General features: G+C 72.7%; 22 protein-coding genes. 3 read left to right on the top strand and 19 right to left on the bottom strand.

What is annotated here, in order from left to right:
• Window positions 1–27: 27 nt before the first annotated feature.
• The 9 genes from WA640_RS11415 to WA640_RS11455 all read right to left on the bottom strand — a co-directional run bounded on the left by WA640_RS11415 (window position 28) and on the right by WA640_RS11455 (window position 6,769).
• On the bottom strand, window positions 28–1,227 hold the full coding sequence (locus WA640_RS11415; protein WP_335987768.1) for an MFS transporter: 1,200 nt from the start codon (window positions 1,225–1,227) through the stop codon (window positions 28–30).
• Window positions 1,228–1,376: 149 nt separating this feature from the next.
• Window positions 1,377–1,910, bottom strand: a complete 534-nt coding sequence (locus WA640_RS11420; protein ID WP_335987769.1) for an SUKH-4 family immunity protein — start codon at window positions 1,908–1,910, stop codon at window positions 1,377–1,379.
• Window positions 1,911–1,914: 4 nt separating this feature from the next.
• The gene (locus WA640_RS11425; protein WP_335987770.1) at window positions 1,915–2,469 is read right to left on the bottom strand and encodes a hypothetical protein; all 555 of its coding nucleotides are present in this window, start codon (window positions 2,467–2,469) and stop codon (window positions 1,915–1,917) included.
• Between the two features lie 10 nt (window positions 2,470–2,479).
• Entirely contained in the window at window positions 2,480–3,325 is an 846-nt protein-coding gene (locus WA640_RS11430; protein WP_335987771.1) for a hypothetical protein, read from the bottom strand.
• Between the two features lie 7 nt (window positions 3,326–3,332).
• Entirely contained in the window at window positions 3,333–4,058 is a 726-nt protein-coding gene (locus tag WA640_RS11435; RefSeq protein WP_106363659.1) for a WXG100 family type VII secretion target, read from the bottom strand.
• Window positions 4,055–4,384 carry a type VII secretion target gene (locus tag WA640_RS11440; RefSeq protein WP_335987772.1) on the bottom strand — a complete coding sequence of 110 codons (330 nt, stop codon included), beginning with the start codon at window positions 4,382–4,384 and terminating at the stop codon, window positions 4,055–4,057. Before WA640_RS11440 ends, WA640_RS11435 begins: the two co-directional genes overlap by 4 nt.
• A gap of 2 nt (window positions 4,385–4,386) precedes the next feature.
• Window positions 4,387–4,788: a YbaB/EbfC family nucleoid-associated protein gene (locus WA640_RS11445; RefSeq protein ID WP_335987773.1), complete on the bottom strand. Its 402-nt coding sequence runs from the start codon at window positions 4,786–4,788 to the stop codon at window positions 4,387–4,389.
• A 227-nt stretch (window positions 4,789–5,015) separates the two neighbouring features.
• Complete coding sequence (locus WA640_RS11450; protein ID WP_335987774.1) at window positions 5,016–5,669, bottom strand: response regulator transcription factor; 654 nt, start codon at window positions 5,667–5,669, stop codon at window positions 5,016–5,018.
• Window positions 5,657–6,769, bottom strand: a complete 1,113-nt coding sequence (locus WA640_RS11455) for a sensor histidine kinase (RefSeq protein ID WP_335987775.1) — start codon at window positions 6,767–6,769, stop codon at window positions 5,657–5,659. Before WA640_RS11455 ends, WA640_RS11450 begins: the two co-directional genes overlap by 13 nt.
• Window positions 6,770–6,900: 131 nt before the next feature.
• On the opposite strand from WA640_RS11455, the gene WA640_RS11460 reads away from it, so the two are divergent.
• Window positions 6,901–7,272: a DUF6069 family protein gene (locus WA640_RS11460; RefSeq protein WP_335987776.1), complete on the top strand. Its 372-nt coding sequence runs from the start codon at window positions 6,901–6,903 to the stop codon at window positions 7,270–7,272.
• Window positions 7,269–8,369 (top strand): alpha/beta hydrolase, encoded by a 1,101-nt coding sequence (locus tag WA640_RS11465; protein ID WP_335987777.1) that lies wholly within the window; start codon window positions 7,269–7,271, stop codon window positions 8,367–8,369. Before WA640_RS11460 ends, WA640_RS11465 begins: the two co-directional genes overlap by 4 nt.
• On the opposite strand, the gene WA640_RS11470 is transcribed toward WA640_RS11465, so the two are convergent.
• The 6 genes from WA640_RS11470 to WA640_RS11495 form a co-directional block, all read right to left on the bottom strand.
• Entirely contained in the window at window positions 8,356–8,982 is a 627-nt protein-coding gene (locus WA640_RS11470; protein WP_335987778.1) for a dihydrofolate reductase family protein, read from the bottom strand. The genes WA640_RS11465 and WA640_RS11470 overlap by 14 nt on opposite strands.
• Window positions 8,983–9,062: 80 nt before the next feature.
• Window positions 9,063–10,064, bottom strand: a complete 1,002-nt coding sequence (locus tag WA640_RS11475) for a zinc-dependent alcohol dehydrogenase family protein (protein ID WP_335987779.1) — start codon at window positions 10,062–10,064, stop codon at window positions 9,063–9,065.
• Window positions 10,064–10,891, bottom strand: coding sequence for a carbohydrate ABC transporter permease (locus WA640_RS11480; RefSeq protein WP_335987780.1), 828 nt, complete (start codon window positions 10,889–10,891; stop codon window positions 10,064–10,066). The genes WA640_RS11475 and WA640_RS11480 overlap by 1 nt, the downstream gene beginning before the upstream one ends.
• A gap of 1 nt (window position 10,892) precedes the next feature.
• Window positions 10,893–11,828, bottom strand: a complete 936-nt coding sequence (locus WA640_RS11485) for a carbohydrate ABC transporter permease (RefSeq protein ID WP_335987781.1) — start codon at window positions 11,826–11,828, stop codon at window positions 10,893–10,895.
• A 4-nt stretch (window positions 11,829–11,832) separates the two neighbouring features.
• Window positions 11,833–13,185, bottom strand: a complete 1,353-nt coding sequence (locus tag WA640_RS11490) for an ABC transporter substrate-binding protein (RefSeq protein WP_335987782.1) — start codon at window positions 13,183–13,185, stop codon at window positions 11,833–11,835.
• A gap of 42 nt (window positions 13,186–13,227) precedes the next feature.
• The gene (locus WA640_RS11495; protein ID WP_335987783.1) at window positions 13,228–14,268 is read right to left on the bottom strand and encodes a LacI family DNA-binding transcriptional regulator; all 1,041 of its coding nucleotides are present in this window, start codon (window positions 14,266–14,268) and stop codon (window positions 13,228–13,230) included.
• A gap of 136 nt (window positions 14,269–14,404) precedes the next feature.
• Here WA640_RS11495 and WA640_RS11500 point away from each other — a divergent pair, with 136 nt between their 5' ends.
• The gene (locus WA640_RS11500; protein WP_335987784.1) at window positions 14,405–15,310 is read left to right on the top strand and encodes a carbohydrate kinase family protein; all 906 of its coding nucleotides are present in this window, start codon (window positions 14,405–14,407) and stop codon (window positions 15,308–15,310) included.
• Between the two features lie 16 nt (window positions 15,311–15,326).
• Here WA640_RS11500 and WA640_RS11505 read toward each other — a convergent pair whose 3' ends face one another.
• The 4 genes from WA640_RS11505 to WA640_RS11520 all read right to left on the bottom strand — a co-directional run bounded on the left by WA640_RS11505 (window position 15,327) and on the right by WA640_RS11520 (window position 20,239).
• On the bottom strand, window positions 15,327–17,000 hold the full coding sequence (locus WA640_RS11505; RefSeq protein ID WP_335987785.1) for an AAA family ATPase: 1,674 nt from the start codon (window positions 16,998–17,000) through the stop codon (window positions 15,327–15,329).
• 128 nt (window positions 17,001–17,128) lie between these two features.
• Complete coding sequence (locus WA640_RS11510; protein ID WP_335987786.1) at window positions 17,129–18,514, bottom strand: serine hydrolase domain-containing protein; 1,386 nt, start codon at window positions 18,512–18,514, stop codon at window positions 17,129–17,131.
• A complete protein-coding gene (locus tag WA640_RS11515; RefSeq protein ID WP_335987787.1) occupies window positions 18,498–19,505 on the bottom strand; it encodes a DUF998 domain-containing protein in 1,008 nt (335 codons plus the stop codon). Before WA640_RS11515 ends, WA640_RS11510 begins: the two co-directional genes overlap by 17 nt.
• A gap of 53 nt (window positions 19,506–19,558) precedes the next feature.
• Window positions 19,559–20,239, bottom strand: coding sequence for an NUDIX hydrolase (locus tag WA640_RS11520; RefSeq protein ID WP_335987788.1), 681 nt, complete (start codon window positions 20,237–20,239; stop codon window positions 19,559–19,561).
• Window positions 20,240–20,285 lie beyond the last annotated feature (46 nt).

The raw sequence follows: 20,285 nt of genomic DNA on the forward strand, positions 1-20,285 counted from the left end.
GCGGAGCACTCTCGCTGAAGGCGTTGCTCAGGGCGACCCGACCGCGGTCCGCTCCCGCGCGGGCTCGGTCGTCGCCAGTCCCGCCGCCACCGCCGCGGCGGCGAACACCGCCCCGGTCAGGGCGATGGCCCCAGCCCCGGCGTGCGCGAGCGTCAGGCCCCCGAGCGAGGACCCGAGGGCGATCCCCACGTTGAACGCCACCGAGTTCGCCGCCGAGGCGGTGTCGGTGCTCCCCGGAGCGAACTCCATGACCCGGTTCTGGAGCGCCGGACTGAACATCCCCATCGACACGCCCGTCAGCACGATCGCGGTCCCGGTCACCAGCGGGCTCGCCCCGAACACCCACATCGCCGTGAAGATCCCCGTCAGCAGCACCAGCGGCAGCACCACCGCCAGCCGCTGGGACCGGTCCGAGAGCACCCCGCCCGCCGCGATGCCCCCGAAGTCCGCGACGCCCCGCACCAGCAGCAGCGGCCCGAGCATCGCAGGCGCCATGCCCGCGACCGCGGTGATGACCTCCGAGGTGTACGTGTAGACCGCGAAGAACCCCGCCACCGACAGCACCGTCGTCGCCAGGACCAGCGCGAACCGCTTGGCGTCCGGCACCGTGCCGCGCCCGGCGTGCTCGTTGCGGGTCGGCTTCGCGGGGAGCGCCGCGAACAGGACCGCGAGGGCGACCAGGCCCGTGGCCGCGAGCGCGAGGAACGCGGCCTGCCATCCGGCGCGCTGGCCGAGCCAGGTCGCGGCGGGCACGCCGAGCATCGGGCCGATTGAGCCGCCGGTGTAGACGACGGCGAGGACGCGGCCGCGGACGTGCGCGGGGAACATCCCGGCGGCGACTGGTCCGACGACGCCCCAGAACACGGCCTGAGCGAGGGCCGTCGCGACCCGGGCCGCGAACAGCATCCCGTACTCGGTGGCGGCGGCGGAAGCGGCGGTGGCGACGACCATGACGGCCATGAGCGTCAGCAGCAGCGGTCGCCGCGGGACGCGCGCCACGAGCTTCACCAGCGGGAGCGTGACGACCGCGACGGTGACGCTGTACCCGGTGACGAGCAGGCCGACCTGGGAGAGCGACACGTCCAGGTCGGCGGCGACCTCGCCGAGGAGCCCGACGGGCGCCGTCTCGACGGTGACGTAGCAGAACGCGGCGACGGCGAGCGCGATGAGCGCCGCCGTCGACCTCCGGTCGCCGAAGGCCGAAGTGGACGAAGACGGTCCGGGCACGGGGGCACCTCGTTCGCGGGGGGCTGCGCGGGGCGGCAGCGCTGCGGGCAGGGGGAACCGGCCCTGCCGTGAGGCGCCGGCGAGGCCGTCGGAAGCCTACTCCTCGCGGCCGCCGGACATCGAGCCGTTTCCCGGGGCCCGGAACGGCCTCAGTGGGTGCGGTACTCCAGCTGCGTGAACGTCGCCGACCACCACGACCCGGGGTCGGCGAAGGCGTCGGGGTCGACGCGGGAGAGCTTGCTGCGGAGGACCGCGGCGCGGCGGGCCCGGCCCGCGCGGCCGGTGTCCTCGTCCACGAACTGCGCGAACCGGAACAGGAACTCGCTCAGGGCCTTGAAACTGGCGTTGACGAGTTCGAGCGTGCCGTCCTTGACGCCGAGCATGACGATCCGGCCGGTCGCCGTGTCGAAGCAGAACAGGGTCGCCTCCGGGTCGGCGGGCACCGCGCCCACGACCACCACTTGCATCGTGCCGCCCGAGCCGCGCCGCAGGTCCATGTCGTCGAACAGCCCGAACCGGCCCGTCAGGAACGAGGTGAACACCGCGGACATGTTCACCGGGATCAGGTCGGTGTCAGGATAGGACGCGGCGGGCGCGGCGAACTCGCGCATCCACCGGCTCCGCGGGAACCGGACCACGTTGTCCGCGCCCCAGACCCGCACGTACTCCCGCTGGTCGCGCATGCCGCTACTCCCCGGCGAGGCCGGTCTCGCGCAGGTACGCGAACCACGGGTCCTCGTCCCACCACGCGGTGCGCTGCCGCTCCTTCGGGCCGTGCAGCCCGGCGTACCCCGGGCCCATCGCCACGGTGTCGGCGAACTCGGTCGCCGACCCGCACTCGACGAGCACCCCGGAGTCCCAGCCGCGCTCGAAGTAGTTGAACCAGTAGACGATCACGGCCCCCGAGTCCAGGTCGAGGAGCACCGCGTCCTCGCCGACGTCTCCGATCCGCAGGCGCCTGCGGCCGTCGATCGGCTCCCCGTACGCGTCGATCGCGTCCATCGGGCCGAACGCGGCCTCCGGCAGGAACAGGATCTCCCCGAACCGGGCCGGGCCCGCCGCCAGGTACAGGTCCGCGAGGCCCCCCGGGTACGCGCCCGCGAGCGCGACGGGCTCGCCGAGCCGCAGCGGCGGCGCGTTGTACCGGCCCGCGTCGTCCTCCCAGCGGCGCGCCAGCTCCGCGTCGGCGCCGCGTTCGCGCAGCCCGTCGATCTTCGCCCGCATCGACTCCAGATGACCCATCGGACCCTCCTCACGGCTTGGGACTGTACTTGTCGTGGACGATGTTGATCTGGACCGGCTCGCCGTTCGGCACCTGCGCGAGCTGCTGCCGGAGCTGCCCGCCCATGCCGTGGTTGGTCGCCGAGTCGATGGCCCACATGTTGTCCGGGCTGTCCTCGCCGCCGAGCTGGAGGTCCTGCGCGTGGTCGACCTGCTGCCCGTCGAGCTCGGCGAGCCGCCGGTCCAGGTCGGCCTGGTCGGTGGCCTGCTCGAACGCCTCGCGCTCCTTGCCGGCGCGCCACGCGTCGGTCTTGTCCGAGCGCAGGTCGGCCGTGTCGGGGGTCTTGACGAGCTTCCCCTCGTCGCCGAGGTTCTTCAGGTGGTTGGCCTTCGCCTCGAAGTCCGAGCGGTCCCACCCCTCGTGCATGCGCAGGGTGACCGTCCACTTCCCGGTCTTCGGGTCCTTCACGGGCTTGGGGAGGTCCTGGGCGAACCCGCGCGTGTAGGTCGGCGCCTGCTTCACGCGGTCCGGGTCGAGCGTGATGTCCTTCCCCTTGGCGTCCTTGCGGGTCCGGCCCGCCGGGAGCCGGTCGGGGCCCTTCGGCGCGCCCGGCGCCTTCGGCCGCGCCGTGGTCCCGGTGGCGACCTTCTTCAGGCTCGCCTGCCGCGCCCGCACCGTGGCGCCCGTCGCGTGGCGGCTGCGCCGGGTCGGATCGGTGTCGGCCCCGGAGCCCTTGCGGCGCTTGCCCTCGGCGTCCGCGCCGCCGCCTTTGGGGCGCTTCCCGTTGGCGCCGTGCGGCGTGTTCACGTGCGGCGTGCGGGTCTTCTTGTGGAAGCCCAGCGCGAGGACGAAGGCGAGGAGGATCAGTCGGCGCATGTCGGACCTACCCGTCGATGAGTGCGCGGAGGTTCATCAGGCTGGTGACGAGGAGGCTCAGCCACCCGTAGACCCGCGCGACCCACTTGACGATCGCGGCGGTCGCCTGGGCCATGACCACGGGCGTCGCCAGGCCGAGCGTGAACACCTCCTCGGCGATCCACAGGCACAGCCGCCCGATGCAGTCGGCGATGAACCCGCGCACCAGCTCCCGCACCGTCGTCACGAGCGCCCCCGCGCCCCGCGTCGCCGCGCCCATCGCCTCGGCGGTCCCGCTCGCGCCGAAGAGGACGTCGACGTTCTCGGCGACCATCGCCCGGTACGCCTCGGCGGCCGTGTCGTGCCACCCGGTGATGTCGGACTCCGCGGCCGACTTCAGGGCGTCCCCGATGGAGGCGAGCTCCGCGGCCATGTTGTCCCAGGTGATCGCATGCGTCTCGATGGTCTCCGGGTCCCCGGTGACCGCGTCGAGCGCCTCCTTCAGCGGCTGGATCTGCTCGATCGCCCACTCCACGCCCATCGACAGGAGGCTCCCGAACGGGTCGATCGCGAACGACGCCAGGTTGAGCGCCCCGCCGGTGAGCGTCAGCCCCGCCGCGACCCACTCGCCGCTGAGGATCTGGACCGTGAGGTCGTGCACGTCCTCGGCGACCGAGAGCCCGGTGAGGATGCTCCGCTGCTGCGTCGGATCGATGTCCGCCTTCGTGGCGATGAGCGGGTTCGCGTCGTTCACGGCTCCACCGGCCCCGCCGTGGAGCTGTTGATCGCCTTGAACACGCTGGCGTTCTGCTTGTCGGCGTCCTCGTATTCGTCGGCGCTGTCGGACACCGCGCCCGCGAGGCTCGCGACGTTGAACGCGATCTCCCGGACCAGCTCCTCCTGCGCCGCATGGCGCTCGTGGAGGATCGACGGGAAGAACGCGCACAGCGCGCCGTACGCGTCCTCGCCGCCGGAGATGTGCGCGCTGGCGCCCTGCACGGCCTGGAACCGCTCGTGGATGCCGCGCAGGTGGACCGCGTGGGTGTGCAGCTCGTCGATCTGCACCTGGAGCCGCCCCATGGTCACCGCTCCCCGGGCTCGTCGATCCGTTCGAGGCGCCGCTCGTACCCGGCCATGAGGGCCCTCCCGGTGGCGGACCCGGACCCGACGCTGTCGGCGACGACCTCCTTGGCGGCCTCGGCGAGCTTCGCCTGCGCCTTCCGGTAGACCTCCATGACGGCGTCCTCGGTGAAGTGCGCGGACTGCTTCTGGACCCGGTGGGAGAGTTCGATCCTCGTCATCATCCCGTCGGCGTCGACGGTGATCGTGACGGTCCCGTTGTCGTCGGAGGCGGTGGCGGTGAGCGCCTGCAGCCGCTCGCTCGCGGCGAGCGCGTTCGCCGCGGCGGCGTCGGCCCGCGCCTTCCAGTCCTCGACGCGCCGCATCGCGTCCTCGGGGTCCAGGCTGAGGAGGGGGTTGTCCATGGCGTCTCCTTGACCAGGGGCTTCACTCGACGGGGGAGTGAACGGGCGGGCCCCTCACTGGACGATATGCCAGCGGGGCCAGCCCCGGTTCCTCCGTTTCCACCGGCTCCGGAGGGCACAAGGGACAGATCAGGTACAGGTGGACTCCCGTACCGAGCGCGATCGCGAATTGGTCCGTTCAGACGATAAGGGACTCACCCTTTCGGACGAACCGGTTCGGGTGCGGCTCAGACCAGGTCGGCGTCGTGCGCCAGCAGCGCGATCTGCGTCCGGTTGTCCAGGCCGAGCTTGGCGAGGATGCTGGAGACGTGCGACTTCACCGTCGTGACGCTCATGTCGAGGTTCCCGGCGATCTCCGCGTTCGACTCGCCGAACCCGACCGCGACGGCCACGTCGTGTTCGCGGGGCGTCAGGGCCGCGAGCCGCTCGCGGGCCCGCTCGTACGCGCCCGCCTGCGTCACCGAGCGCTCCATGAGCCGCCGGGTGATCCGCGGCGACAGGATCGGCTCCCCGGCCGCGACGTTCGCTATGGCCTCGGCGATCCGGGCCGGCGGCGTGTCCTTGAGGAGGTACCCGCTCGCGCCCGCGCGCAGCGCGTGGAGGAGGTTCTCGTCGGTGTCGAACGTGGTCAGCACGACCACCTCCGGCGGATTCGGCAGCGCGCGCAGCCGCCGGGTCGCGGCGATCCCGTCGACGTGCGGCATCTGGAGGTCCATGAGGACCACGTCGGGGGAGTGGGCCTCGACCGCGGCGAGCGCCTCGCGCCCGTCGCCCGCCTCGCCGACTACGCGGAGGTCGCCGACGCCGTCGAGCATCATGGACAGCCCGGCCCGGACCAGGGCGTCGTCGTCGACGAGGAGCACGCGGATCACGTCGGCCATGGTAGCCGGGCCCGCAGCTCGAACCTCCCGCCGACTGCGGAGTGGTCGAGCGTCCCGCCCGCCAGCCGCACGCGCTCGGTGAGCCCGACCAGGCCGAGCCCGCTCCCTGGCACGGCCGGACCCGTCCCCGCCGGAGGCAGCGGGTTCCCGACCGCGACCACCAGCTCGCCGCCCGGCGCGCCCTCCAGCGACACGTCCGCGGGGAGCCCGGCGGCGTGCTTGCGCGCGTTCGTCAGCCCCTCCTGGACGACGCGGAACGCCGTGCGCCCCACCGTCGGCGGCGGCACCGCGCCGCCGAGCCCGTCGCCGACCTCCACGACCTGCCCGGCCGCCCGCGCGTCCGCGAGCAGCCCCTCCAGGGCCTCCAAGGTCGGCTGCACCCCCGTCGCACCCTCGTCCTCGCGCAGCAGCCCGATGACCTCCCGCAGCTCTTCGAGTGCCTGGTGGACGCCGTCGCGGACCACGCCCGCGGCGAGCGCGATCTTCTCCGGCGGCGCGTCGGGCCGGAACTCCAGCGCCCCCGCGTGCGTCGCCACCAGTGACAACCGGTTCGCGAGCACGTCGTGCATCTCCCGCGCCAGGCCCCGCCGCTCCGCGGCCCGCGCCTCCGCGACCCGCCGCCCCTGCTCGGCCTCGGCGCGCCGGGCGCGCTCGCGCAGCGAGATCACCAGGTCCCGGTGCGAGCGCGCGAGCGTCCCCCAGCCCAGCAGCGCCCCGTACGCCACGGTCACCAGCAGTGCCCACCAGTCGAACCCCAAGGCCGCGTTGGGATGCCAGATCCACTGGAGGAGGTGTGCCGCGATCCCCGCGAGCGACACCGCGACCGCGGTGCGGAACCGCGTGCGCCACGCGACCTGGAGCGCCCCCACGGTCGCCGCGGTCGTCGCCATCGGCGACACCACCGCGAGCACCGTCGCCGCCAGCGCGCCGGTCACCGGCCGCCACAGCTGCCCCATCGCCGCCGCCCACGCGAGCACCGCGACCGCGTACTCCAGCGGCCCGACGGAGGGCCGGGACAGCAGCGACAGCGCGGTCAGCAGGCCGACGCCCGCGCCCATGGAGGCGATTTCGACGGGGCGCGGCGCACGGCGATGGATCACCGGCACATGCTAGCCACCGCCCCCGCCGGGCCGTCACCTCCGAAAGTAGGAGGCGCCCCGTCCCTCCGCAGGGACCCCCGCGGCCCCCCGACCGAGGCGCCGGGCCCGCCTCCCGGGCGAGACTCGTCGGCATGAACCGCAACGCCCGCCGACTCCTCGTCGTCATCGCCGCCGCCGCGGCCGCCCTCCTCGTCTGGGTCGTCGCGGCCCCGCTCGCCGGAGTGGACCTCACCGTCCCGCAAGGGAACACGGACATCACCGTAAGCCCGGTCCTCGTCATCGCCGCCGCACTCGCGGCGGGCCTCGCCGGGTGGGGCCTCCTCGCCCTCCTCGAACGCGCCACCGCCCGCGGCACCCGCATCTGGACGATCGTCGCGGTCGTCTTCCTCGCCCTCTCCCTCCTCGGCCCGCTCGGCGCCGCTGACGCCGCAGCCGTCGCGAGCCTCCTGTGCATGCACCTCGCCGTCGGCGCGGTCGTCATCACCGGGCTGGCGCGCCGATGAGCGTCCCCTGGGGCTACCTGATCGGCCTCGCGGTCCTCGCCCTCCCCGCGGTCCCCGTCCCCCGCCTGCCCGAGCGCCTCGGCACGGTCTGGTACTTCGTCTGCCTGGCCGTCAACGAACTCCCGCTCCTCGTGATCGCGTTCTTCATCGCCGACACCGCCCTCGCGGCCTCCCAAGGGGACCTCGCGAACCCGGTCGCCGCCGTGGCCGCCGTCCTCGCCGGGGCCTGCGTCGCCCTCGCCGCCTGGCGCGGCCTCCGCACTCCGCACGCCCTCCGCAAGGCCCTCGGCGCGGCCTACACCCCGCGCCGCACCAGCCTCGCCCGCCTGCTCAGCCCCTTCGCGATCCGGCCCCGCACCGTGGAGCGCATCGCGGACCTCGCCTACGGCCCCGCCGGGAAGCGCCACCTCCTCGACCTCTACCGGCACCGCTCGCACCCGGCCGACGCCCCCGTCCTCGTCCACTTCCACGGCGGCCACTACGAGACGGGCCGCAAGAACACCCAGTCCCGCCCGCTCCTCCACCGCCTTGCCGCAAACGGCTGGATCTGCATCAGCGCCAACTACCGGCTCCGCCCCGACGCGGGCTACGAGGACCACGTCACCGACGTCAAGCGCGTCATCTCCTGGATCCGCGAGCACGGCCCCGAGTGGGGCGCCGACCCCGACCGCATCGTCCTCTCCGGGTCCTCCGCGGGCGCCCACATGTCCGCGCTGGCCGCCCTCACCCCCGGCGACCCGGCGTTCCAGCCGGGCTTCGAGGGCGTCGACACGACCGTGGCCGCCGTGGTGGGCCTGAACGGCTACTGGGGCCGGTACTTCGGGAACGAGCCCGGTTCGGCCCCGCTCGACCGCGCGCACGCCGGCGCCCCGCCGTTCCTCATCGTCCACGGCGACCACGACACGCTCGTGCACGTCGCGGACGTGCGCCGCTTCGCCGCCGACCTGCGCGCGGTCACCGGCCGCGTCGTGTACGCGGAGCTGCCGGGCGCGCACCACGGCTTCGACCTGTTCCACTCGCCGCGCTTCGAGGCGGTCGTGGACGCGGTCGAGCAGTTCGCGACCGCGGCCGTCGCGGAAGCGGTCAGGCGCGCGTGAACGTCAGGTGCGTGGTGTTCGACGGGCTGGAGGTCGCCTCGACCTTGTAGTCGCGCTCGACGGCTTCGAGCCCGTCCCACAGGCGCACGCCCCGGCCGAGCACGATCGGGACGACCGCGACGTGCATGTAGTCGATGAGCCCCGCGGTGAGGAAGTCCCGGATCACCGTGGCGCCGCCGCCGATCCGCACGTCCAGACCGCCCGCGGCCTCCTTCGCGGCGGCGAGCGCCTCCGCGGGGGAGGCGTCGAGGAAGTGGAACACCGTGCCGCCCTCCATCTCGATCGGGGGCCGCACGTGGTGGGTGAGGACGAAGACCGGGGAGTGGAACGGCGGGTTCGGGCCCCACGCGCCCCGCCAGTCCGAGTCCTCGTGCCAGCCGGGGAAGCCGAACTTCCCGGCGCCCATGATCTCGGCGCCGATCCCCGGGTCGTGCTGGCGCACGAAGGCGTCGTCGACGCCGCCGCTGCCGCCCTCCTCCCACCACCTGGTGGCGAACATCCACTCGTGCAGGCGCTCCCCGGCGTGTCCGAAGTAGGCGTCGCGGCTCGTGCCCTCCCCGGTGCCGAAGCCGTCGAGCGAGACGGAGAAGTTGTGGACTCGGGCGAGTGACATGGCTGCTCCTCTGCTCAGGGGGCCGCATCGGCGCGGCCCCGTACCGATCCTGCCAATACGGGGCCGCGTTGTCCAACAGGTCAGGCCCCGGGGCGGATCTGGAGTTTGCGGCCCGCGCCGCGGCGGAAGCGGTCGACCGCGTCGGCGTAGCCGTCGAGGCCGAACGAGTGGGAGATCATCACCTCGGGGTCGATCACCTTGCGGGCCAGGAGCTCCACGGCCCGGCCGAAGCTGTGCAGCACCGCCATCGACCCGACGACGGTGATCTCGTCCTTGTAGACCCGGAACGGCGAGAACGAGGCCGTCGCCTGCTCGGGGGCGACGCCGAACACCTGGAACGTGCCGCCCTTGCGGACCCGGGTGAGGCCGTCCTCGATGGCGGGGACCGCGCCGGTGCAGTCGACGACGACCTCCCAGCCCTCGGGCCGGTCGAGGTCGTCGGCCGACGTCGCGGTCCGGTCCGCGGCGAGGCGCTCCGCGACCCCGAGGCGGTCGGCGTTGATGTCGACCACCTCCACGCTCGCGGCGCCCGCGAACCGCGCGAGCTGGGCCATCATGAGGCCCATGGTGCCCGCGCCGTACACGAGGTAGTGCTCCCCGACGCGGCCGGGCAGCAGGTCGAAGCCGTGGACGGCGCACGACAGCGGCTCGATGAGCGGCGCGTGCTCCAGCTCCACGCCCTCGGGGATCGGGTAGCAGTTCCCTTCGGGCACGGCGCAGTACTCCGCGGTCGCTCCCGGGGTCCGGATGACCCCCATGGCGTTGTACCGCTCGCAGAGGTTCCCGCGCCCGATCCGGCAGTAGTGGCACTCCCCGCAGAACAGATTGGGGTCCACGGCGACCCGGTCGCCGACCGCGAGCTTCTCGACCGCGGACCCCGCGGCGACCACGGTCCCCGCGAACTCGTGGCCCGGGATGATCGGGTACTCCGAGCCCTCCAGGTCCCCGTCCAGCACATGGAGGTCGGTGCCGCAGATGCCGACGCCCGACACCTCCAGCACCACGTCCCGCGGCCCCGGCGCCGGGTCCTCCACAGTGGTCGTATTGATCGTTCCGGGCTTCTCGATGACGACGGCGCGCATCACTTCACGGCTCCCATGGTGAGGCCGCGGACCAGCCATTTCTGCGCGATCCAGCCGGCGAGGATCACCGGCAGCGCGGCCATGGTCGCGGCGGCGGACAGGCGGGCGAGGAACAGGCCCTCGCTGGTGATGAACCCGGTCAGGAACACCGGCACGGTGGCCGCCCGGGTCGAGGTGAGGCTCACGGCGAAGAAGAACTCGTTCCACGCGAAGATGAAGCAGATCAGCGCGGTCGCGGCCAGGCCCGGCGCGATCATTGGGAGGATGATCCGCCGCACCTCCGTGAGGAACCCGGCGCCGTCGATCTTCGCGGCCTCCAGGACCGCCGTCGGCAGCTCCAGCAGGAACGAGCGGATCATCCACACCGCGATCGGCAGGTTCATCGCCGTGTACACCAGCGCGAGCATCGTGACGTTGTCGAGCACGCCCGCATTGCTCGCGATGATGTACAGCGGCAGGATGATCGCCGCAGGGGGCATCATCCGCGTCGAGATGAAGAAGAACAGCGAGTCGCGCCAGCCGGGGACCGGCCGCAGCGACAGCGCGTACGCCGCGGGCGTCGCCAGCGCGAGCACCAGCAGCGTCGACCCGATCGACGCCATGAGCGAGTTCAGCAGGTACGGGGTGAAGTCGCGCCCGAGGATCGCCTCGAACTGGTCCATCGCGGGCGCGAACAGGAACGTCGGCGGGTCGGTGCTCGCCTGGGCCTCCTGCTTGAAGCCCGAGGCGAACATCCACAGCACCGGGAAGAAGAACACCAGGGCGGCGGCCCAGGCGAGCACGCCGACCAGCACGTTCCCCTTGCGGCGGGATCGCTTCGCGGACATCTCAGCGCTCCTCTCGGAACAGGCTGGAGATGACCCGCAGCGCGAACGTGGCGATGAGGATCGTGCAGCACACGACCACGACGCCCGCCGCGGCCGCCTCGCCGACCTCGAAGGCGCGGAAGGTCACCTGGTAGATGAAGTACGGCAGGTTCGTGGTGGCCTGGCCCGGCCCGCCCTGCGTGATGAGGTAGATCGGGTCGAACGTGTTCACGATGAAGATCGACCCCAGCAGCAGCCCCAGCTCGATGAACCGGCGCAGGTGCGGGAAGGTGATGCGGCGGAACGTCTGGAGCGCGTTCGCGCCGTCCACTTTCGCCGCCTCCAGGATCTCCGGGTCCTGGCTCTGGAGCCCGGCGAGCACGATGAGCATCATGAACGGCGTCCACTGCCACGTCAGCATCAGGATCAGCGAGAACATCGGGTGCTCCGACACCCAGTCGACGCGTTCGACCCCGAACGGCGACAGCACCCAGTTGAGGATGCCGAACAGCGGGTTGAACATCGCATGCTTCCAGATCAGCGCCGCCGCGGCGGGCATCACCAGGAACGGCGTGATGAGCAGCGTCCGGACCACGTTGCGGCCCAGGAACTTCTGGTCCAGGAGCACCGCGAGCGCGGTCCCCAGGGCCATCGCCAGCAGCACCACGCTCGCGGTCAGGACCACCGTGTTGAGCACGGCGCCCCTGAAGTGCGCGTCGCCGACGACGGCCGCGTAGTTGTCGAGCCCGGCGAACGCGGTCTCGCCGGGGCGCAGCAGGTTCCGCGACTGGAGGCTGTAGTAGACGGTCACCAGCATCGGCAGCTGCGTGAGCACCAGGACCAGCAGCAGCGCGGGCAGGAGCGGTTCCCGGCGGCTCCAGCGCTCGCCGAACGGCATCTTCTGCGGGCCCGGCCCGCGGCGCCTGCGCGCCGGGGCCGGGGTCACGACGGCGGTCATCTCATCAACCGCCCTGGTACCCACCGGTCTGCGCGGTCTCCTCCGCGTACTGCTGGGCCTTCTCCAGGGCCTCCTCGACCGTCTGGTTCCCGGCGATCGCCGCCGAGACCTCCTGGCCGACCCTGGTCCCGAGGTCCTGGAACTCCGGGATGGTGATGTACTGGACGCCCGCCCAGTTCTGCTCGTACAGGCCGGGCTTCGTCACGTTCACGTTCGCGATCTGATCCAATGTGGGCTGCGCGTAGGCCGCCGCGGCCTCCTGGTACTCCGGGATCTCGTACGTCGACGCGCGGCTCCCCGGCGGGACGCGGGTCCAGCCCAGCTCCTCGCCGACCAGCGAGATGTACTCCTTCGAGGTCGCCCAGGACATGAAGTCCCAGGCCGCGTCCTTGTTCTGCGAGGTCTCCGGCAGTGCGAGGTTCCACGCCCACAGCCACCCCGAGTGCTCGGTCTCCATCACCGGCGCGGGCGCGTACCCCATGAGCCCGGCCGCGTCCGAGGACTCCGGGTCCTCCAGGACCGAGGCGCCGACCGTGGCGTCGAACCACATGGCCGCGTTGCCCTGGCTCGTGGCCGTCAGGCACTCCGAGAACCCGGCGTTCGCCGCCCCGTCCTCGCCGTAGTCCCGCACCAGGTCCACATAGAACTGCACGGCCGCCGCGGTCTCGGGGCTGGTCAGCTGCGCGTTCCAGTCCTCGTCGTACCAGCGGCCCCCGAACGTGTGGATGATCGTGTTCAGCGGCGCGAGGTTCTCGCCCCAGCCCGCCAGGCCCCGCAGGCAGATCCCGGCCACGTCGTTCTCCGGGTCGTCGAGCTGCGCGGCCAGGTCCGCGACCTCCGTCCACGTCGGATTCGCGGGCATAGTGAGGCCCGCGGCCTCGAAGAGGTCCTTGCGGTACATCAGGAACGACGACTCGCCGTAGAACGGCACCGCATACAGGCCCTCCTCATAGGTCACGGCCTCGCGGATCGGGGCCAGCAGGTCGTCCACGTCGTACTCGGGGTCGGACGCGTACTCGTCCAGCGGTGCGAGCCAGCCGTTCTCCGCCCAGATCGGCGTCTCGTACGTGCCGATCGTGACGATGTCGTACTGGCCCGACTCCGTCGCGATGTCCTGCGTGACCTTGTCGCGCAGCTCGTTCTCGGGGAGGATCACGAACTGCACGTCGATGCCGGTCTCCTCCTCGAAGACCGACGAGAGCTGCTCGATGTCCTGCATCTGGGGGTTGGCGACCGTGGCGATGGTGATGGTCTTCGCGTCGTCGCCGCCGCCTCCCGCGCCGGAGCAGGCGCTGGCGGCCAGGACCGTCGCGAGTCCGGCGGCGACGGCGTATCGGGTGCGTACTGAGGGTTGCATCGGGGGACCTCCTCGTCCTCGATGTGGGTGGTGCACTTGCGGTCAGGCCGAGGCGGGGATCTCCCCGGATTCCCTCGGCACGAGGCGGACCGGGACGGTGGTCCGGCGGAACGGGGCGCCCGGCTCGTCGAGGCGTTCGAAGAGCAGGCGGGCGGCGGTGGCGCCGAGGGCCGCGGTGTCCTGCGCGATCACGGTGAGCGCGGGCCGCAGCAGGTCGGCGAGTTCGACGTCGTCGAACGCGATGCAGGCGACGCGGTCGCGAATGCCGAGCTCCTGCAGGGCGTGGACGGCGCCGATGGCGGCGAGGTTGTTGCCGCACACGAGGGCGGTGGGGGCCGGGTCGAGCCCGAAGACCTCGACGGCGGCGTCGCGGGCCTGGCGCGGATCGCGCAGGCCGGTGCGGATGTAGCGCTTGTCGGCCCCGCCGTGCAGGGACTCCATCGCGGCCTTGAAGCCCGCGAGGCGCTGCGCGGCGGTGTAGACCGACTGCCGGTCGCCGAGGAACGCGATCCGCTCGTGGCCGCGCGCGGCGAGGTGCCGCACGGCCGCGGCGGTGCCCTCGGCGTTCTCGGAGACCACCGCGTCGGCCTTGAACCGCTTCCCGGGCCGGTCCACGAACACGACCGGGACGCCGTGCGCCCGCTCGTACTCCAGATAGGACTGGTCGGCGCCGGAGGGGACGATGATGAGGCCGTCGACCAGGCGCGACCCGAACTCCTGCACGAGCGTGCGCTCCCGGGCGGGGTCGCCGTCGCTGGAGCCGACCAGGACCAGGTGCGAGCGCGCGGCGGCGTAGTCCTGGATGGCGCGGGTGACGCTGGAGGCGAAGGGGTTCGCGAGGTCCTCGACGACGAGCCCGATCGAGGCGGTGCGGCGGTCGCGGCGGCGGATGCTGGAGGCGATCGTGTTGCGCCGGTAGCCGAGCGACTCGACGGCCTTGAGGACGCGGTCCCTGGTCTCGGGGCGCACGCCCGGCTCGTCGTTGAGGACGCGCGAGACGGTCTTGATGCCGACCTCGGCGAGCAGCGCGACGTCCTTGATCGTCGGGGCCCTCCGGTCGGGCGGCTCGTCCGTTCGCGCCATGTCGATCCTTCGCGGTCGTCTGCGAGAATCGGTGACAACGTTGGCGACAACGTTGTCACCGGAGACTCGAAAGTAGCATGACTCACATTTGGAGTCAATCTCCCGTGCGGACCGCGAGAACCCAAGGAGGAAACCAGTGTTGACCGTCGTCGGCGAAGCCCTCATGGACCTGGTGCGACCCCCGGGCCCGGCGGCCCCGCCCGCCGAGCACCCGGGCGGCTCGCCCGCCAACGTCGCGCTCGGCACCGCGCGCCTGGGCCTGCCCACGACGCTCCTCACCCAGCTCGGCCCCGACCCGCGCGGCGAGGCGATCCGCCGCCACCTGGCGTCCGCGGGCGTCGCCGTCCGGACCGTGAGCGACGCGCCGACGAGCACCGCGACCGCGGTCCTCGACGAGCGCGGCGCTGCCCGCTACGAGTTCGACATCGACTGGGCCCCCACGCGGCCGCTCACCCTGCCGCCGGGCTCGACCTGCCTCCACACCGGCTCCCTGGCGACCGCGCTCGAACCGGGCGCCGCCGCGGTGGAAGCGCTCCTGGCCGCCACGGATGCCGTGATCAGCTACGACCCGAACGTGCGCCCGACCCTCATGGGCCCGCCCGACGAGGCCCGGCAGCGGATCGAGCGCCTCGTGGCCCTCGCCGACGTCGTCAAGGCCAGCGACGAGGACCTCGCCTGGCTCTACCCCGGCGCGTCGCCCGCGGAGGTCGTCAAGTCCTGGCGCGGCCTCGGCCCCGCCATGGTCGTGGCGACCCTCGGCGCCGGCGGCGCCTACGCGGTCACCGCCTCCGCCGAGCACCACTGCCCGGCCCGCCCGATCACCGTGGCCGACACCGTCGGCGCGGGGGACGCGTTCACCTCGGGCATGCTCTGGCGCCTCGAAACCCTCGGCCTCCTCGCCGACCGCGAGGCACTGCGCCGCATGGGATCAGCCCACCTCGCAACCGTCCTCGACACCGCCGTCACGGCCTCAGCGATCACTTGCACCCGCAGCGGCGCCGAACCCCCGACCCGCGAAGAGCTCGAATCGTTCACCGCCTGACCCGCGCGGGCCTCACTCACCCGGTGAAGTCCGCGTACGCGCTGGAGACGTCCACCGCCTCGATCGTCGTCATCTCCGCGGCGCTCGGGGTGCCGCTGTCGCCGTAGCCGCGGAGGAGCCGCAGATCGCGCTGCGCGGCGGCCTTGCGCGACAGCTCTCGTGCGAACCGCCCGTTCCCCAGCTCGTCGACCCGTCCCGAACTCGCCGCCCGCGTGAACGAGACCAGCAGGGCCCGTTCCGCCTCCGCGGTGAGCGTCTCCCCGCCGGCGCCGAGCACCGAGGCCGCGATCGCAGCGAGCTCCTCCGCCGAATACGTCGGGAAGTCGACCACCGTAGAGAACCGCGACCGCAGGCCCGGGTTCGCGTCGAGCAGCTCCCGGATCTCCCCGGTGTACCCGGCGAGGACGATGACGAGCTCGTCGCGCCGGTTCTCGGCCGCGGTCAGGATCTCCTGGAGCGCCTCGTCCCCGAACGCGTCCTGATCGCCCGCATACCCCTTGCCCGCGAGCGAGTACGCCTCGTCGATGAACAGCACGCCGCCGACGGCCTTCTCGATCCGCTTGCGGGTCTTGATCGCGGTCTGCCCCAGGAAGCCCGCCACGAGGTCCGCGCGCTGCGTCTCGACGACCCTCCCGTGCTCCAGCAGCCCGAGTCCCGCCAGGATCTCGCCCATGATGCGCGCGACGGTGGTCTTGCCCGTCCCGGGCGGGCCGGTGAACACGAAATGGTGGGGCCGGGCGCCGCCCGGCAGCCCGCGCTCGCGGCGCAGCGACGCCATGCGGAACTGGGCCTTGAGCGCTTCGATCTGGGACTTGACCGGCTCCAGCCCGATCATCGCGTCAAGTTGCGCCGCAGCGTCTTCCAGCAGCGCCGTCCGGCGCCCGGCGTCGTCCGCCGGACGGTCCGCCTCCTCGTCGAAGTCGAGCTCGACCCGCTTGGCCGCCCCCACCGCCCGCGCCCGCTCGGCGAACCGCTCGTTGTCCGGCGCGAGCCGGAACGCCCGCTGGTACGCCTGGGCGGCGTCCGCGGTCTGCCCCAGGGACTCCAGCGCCGCGCCCCGCACGAACATCACGTGCGCGACGTACTCCGGATCCTCCAATGCGCCGGGCACCGTGTCGAGCACGTCGAGCGCCTCATGCGGGACGCCGAGGTTCACCAGCGACACGGCGACGTAGAACCGGGCCTCGTCGCGCAGCCGCGGGGCCTCGATCCCCTCGGCGGCCTTGAGCGTCGCGGTCCAGTCGTCCCGCTCGAAGCAGCAGCGGGCCTTCAGCAGCCGCGCACGGTCCTCAAGGGCGTGCTCCTGCTCCTCGGCCCGGTCGAGCTGCTCCGCCGCGAGCTCCAGCTCCCCGTCGTCGATCAGCGCCGCCACGTACGCGAGCCACGCATGGTACGCCCGCGCGATCCGGTGCTCCACGAACCGCCCCAACCGGAACGAGGACTCCAGCGGCCGTCCGGCCGCCTCCTGGAGCAGACCCATCCGCTGCCGGTGCTCCAGCATGCCGAGCAGCGCCTCGGTCCGCCGCTCGCCCGAGGCGTGCAGGCCGAGCCACGCGTCCGCGTTCGAGGGCGCGTAGTCGAGGACGTACTCGAAGCAGTCGGAGGCCCTGACCTTGTCTCCCGCATCGAGGAATTCGACGCCCCGCAGCCAGGTGTCGAGCACGGAAACCGTTGCGCCGGAGGGGGACATGCAAGCTCCAAGCCGAGGGGACACCGGGACCCGGCCCAGTCTATCGACGCCTGGGGTCCCGCGCACCCGCGTCGACCGGCAGCCTTCCGGCAGTTCTCCGGCACCGATCCCGTCGGCGGGCTCCGGTGCTAGCGGTCCCCTTCGCCGGCGGACTCCGTGCGGGGGACCAGCCGCTGGCCCATGACCAGGAACCGGGCCGGACCCTCATCGGCGCCGGTGAACTCGACGTACCCGGCGCCCGCGTTGTGGAACAGCCCGCGGCCGACCTCGCTGAGCCGCAGCTTCATCGGCTCGACCGGGAGGCCGACGCGCTCGAACATGAGGGCGGCGTCGCCGAGCGACTCGCCGACCGCGTCGAGCCCGCCGTCCGCCGCGGCGACCGTGATCCGCTGCGTACTGTTCGCGTACACGCCCGCGCACCGGTCGAGTGCGGTCCCCGCTTCGGCCGGCTCCAGGTCCGGTCCGGACAGCGCGACCCCGGACGCCTGCTCCACGAGCGGGTGCACGAGCCCCCGCATGAGCGACTTCCCTCTGCCGCCGTTGGAGACCAGTGCGACGGCCATGCGCTGGCCGGGCACGACGTACAGCACCGCGTCGCATCCGAGCGCACCGCCGCCGTGGCCGACGACCGCGCCGCCGCCGTAGATCTCCCAGCCGAGGCCGACCTGCTTGGGCACGACCGGGCTCGCCGGGATCGCGACGCGTCCGGTGCGCATCGCACGCGCCGAATCGGCGGACAGGACGTTCCCGCCATCCCCGGCGTGCATGCGGCCGAATGACAGGAGGCCCCGCGCCGACATCGCGAGCCGGTTCCCCGCTGCGGGGTTCGACGCGGGCATGCTCGCCCATGCCTTGAGGGGCCAGGGGCCCCGGTCGTCTTGCCGCACATGGCCGATGGCGGTGTTGAACCCGAGCGCGTCGTTCGGCCCGAACGCGAGGTCCTCGACCCCGAGCGGCTCGGCGAGCTGCTCGCGCAGCGCCTCGGCGAACGTCGTGCCGCGCAGGACCTCCACGAGCCTGCCGAGCACGGCCATCCCCGCGCTGCAATACGAGTACCCGGCGCCGGGCGCGCGCTCCTGCGGCAGCCGCGGCACCTCGTCCTCGACCAGCCGTCGCAGCGCGTCGTCGTCCTCAGTGGTCGCCGCCCACAGGTCGCCCTCGAACCCTCCCGTGTGCGTGAGCAGGTGCGCGATGGTGATCCCTTCGCTCGCAACGGGATCGGCGGTGCGGAACTGCGGGAGATGCGCCCGGACCGGGTCGTCGAGCGCGATGCGGCCCTCGTCGACGAGCTGCATGACGAGCGTCGCGGTCCAGACCTTCGTGACCGACTGGATCTGGAAGACCGCGTCGGGCGTCACCGCGATCCCGGTGCGGCGGTTGACGACCCCGGTCACCGCCTCGGCGGTCTCGTCGCCGATCGCGACGGCCACCGCGGCGCCCGGCACATCGTGCTCGCGGGCGAGGCGGTCCAGGTCGTCCTGGAGTTGTGCGCGGACTTCAGTGATCGAGAGCAACGGTTCCTCCTGCATGCCCGGTGACGGCGCGGCCCGCGCCGATGAGGATCAGGACCGCGACGGCGGCGAACACCGTGTTCCCGACCAGGTCCAGTGTCGCCGATCCGGGCGTCTCGGGCTGGACCGGGAACGCGGTCCACGCATAGGTCAAGGTCGCGCCCGCGGCGAGGGCGAAGACGTGCACCGGACTCCAGCCGTCCATCCTGGACCACCGCAGCGCCAGGACCGTTCCGGCGACGGCGACGACGCACCACACCGCCACGTTCACCCACTCGTACCAGTCGGCCGTCACCAGGTTCGCCGGCCCCCAGAACGCGCTGGTGCCGATGAGCGAGGCGGCCCCCACGGCCCACGGCGACGGCGCAGGGCCCGGCAGCGGCGGGCGCGGGTCGCGGCCGACCCGGAACGCGAGCACGATGAGCGCCGCGATGACGACGCCGATCGAGGCGAACTGGAGCTGCGAGGCCATGAAGTCCTCCTCCGCGAGCGTCCCCCAGAACACGAGGTTGACGCCGCCCAGGTAGACCAGCGCGGTCATGATGAACCCGGGGACGCCCAGCCACGGCTCCGTGCGCCGGTCGGGCACGAACGCCTCCACGATCGCGATCGGCACGCAGATGCTCCAGACCGTGTGGAGCGCCAGGATCGTCACCGTCAGCTCCACGTTCATGCCGATCGCCGGGAGGTACGACTCCCCGTGCAGCAGATCGTGTCCCGCGTACGCGTCGTTCCACAGGAGCTGGTCGACCGGGCCCTCCTCGACGAGCGCGTACGCCGCCGCGAGGAGCACCATCGTCGGCCATCCGCGCCCGGCCCGCCGCGCGGTCTCGCGGATGAGCAGCGCCCCGCCGCCGTACAGCGGCGCGAGCAGCAGCGCGAGGCCGAACTCCGAGATCGCCAGGTTCCCGAGCAGCAGCTCCCCGACGAACGGCGCCAGCACGAACAGCCCCAGCGCGGGCGCGATGCGCCGCCGCAGGCGAGGTTTCGACACGGTTCCTCCCATAGTCGCCGCATCGTATCCCGGCCCGGCTCCGGCGACCCGCTTCAATCCCCGGAGCTGCGCCGCAGCAGCGGGGGATTGAGCAGGGCAGCGTCTCCGCGGCGGTACAGCCGTGCCGGGCGGCCCGCGCCGCCCTCGGTGGAACCGCCCGTGGGGGAGACGAACCCGGGGGTCGAGGTCGCCTTGCGGTGGAAGTTCCGCGGGTCGATGGCCTCGCCCCAGACCGCCTCGTAGACCTGCCGCAGCGCCGCGATCGTGAACTCCGGCGGGCAGAACGCCGCCGCGAGCGGCGTGTACTCCAGTTTGGAGCGGGCACGCTCGATGCCATCGGCGAGGATCCGGTCGTGGTCGAACGCGAGCCCCAGGTCCCCGACCGGCCGCCACTCCGCCTCCGCCGCATCGGTGCCCGCCGTCGGCACGGGCAGGTCCGGCAGCAGCGCCAGGTACGCCACCGTCACCACCCGCCCGCGCGGATCGCGGTCGGGCGCACCGTAACTCGCGAGCTGCTCCAGATGCCCGCCCGCGTCCGCGAGGCCCGTCTCCTCCGCCAGCTCCCGCCGCGCCGCCGACCCCAGGTCCTCGTCTTCGAGCACGAACCCGCCCGGCAGCGCCCACTTCCCTTGGTACGGCTCGATCCCGCGCCGCACCAGCAGCACGTGCAGGCCGCCCTCCCTGACCGTGAGCACTACCAGATCGACCGTGACCGCGAACACCGGATAACTCATTCTCACCACCTTGACGATAACCTAGCACGAGGATTATCGTCATGAT

The sequence above is a fragment of the Glycomyces sp. MUSA5-2 genome (assembly GCF_037034145.1).
GTDB lineage: Bacteria > Actinomycetota > Actinomycetes > Mycobacteriales > Micromonosporaceae > Glycomyces > Glycomyces artemisiae.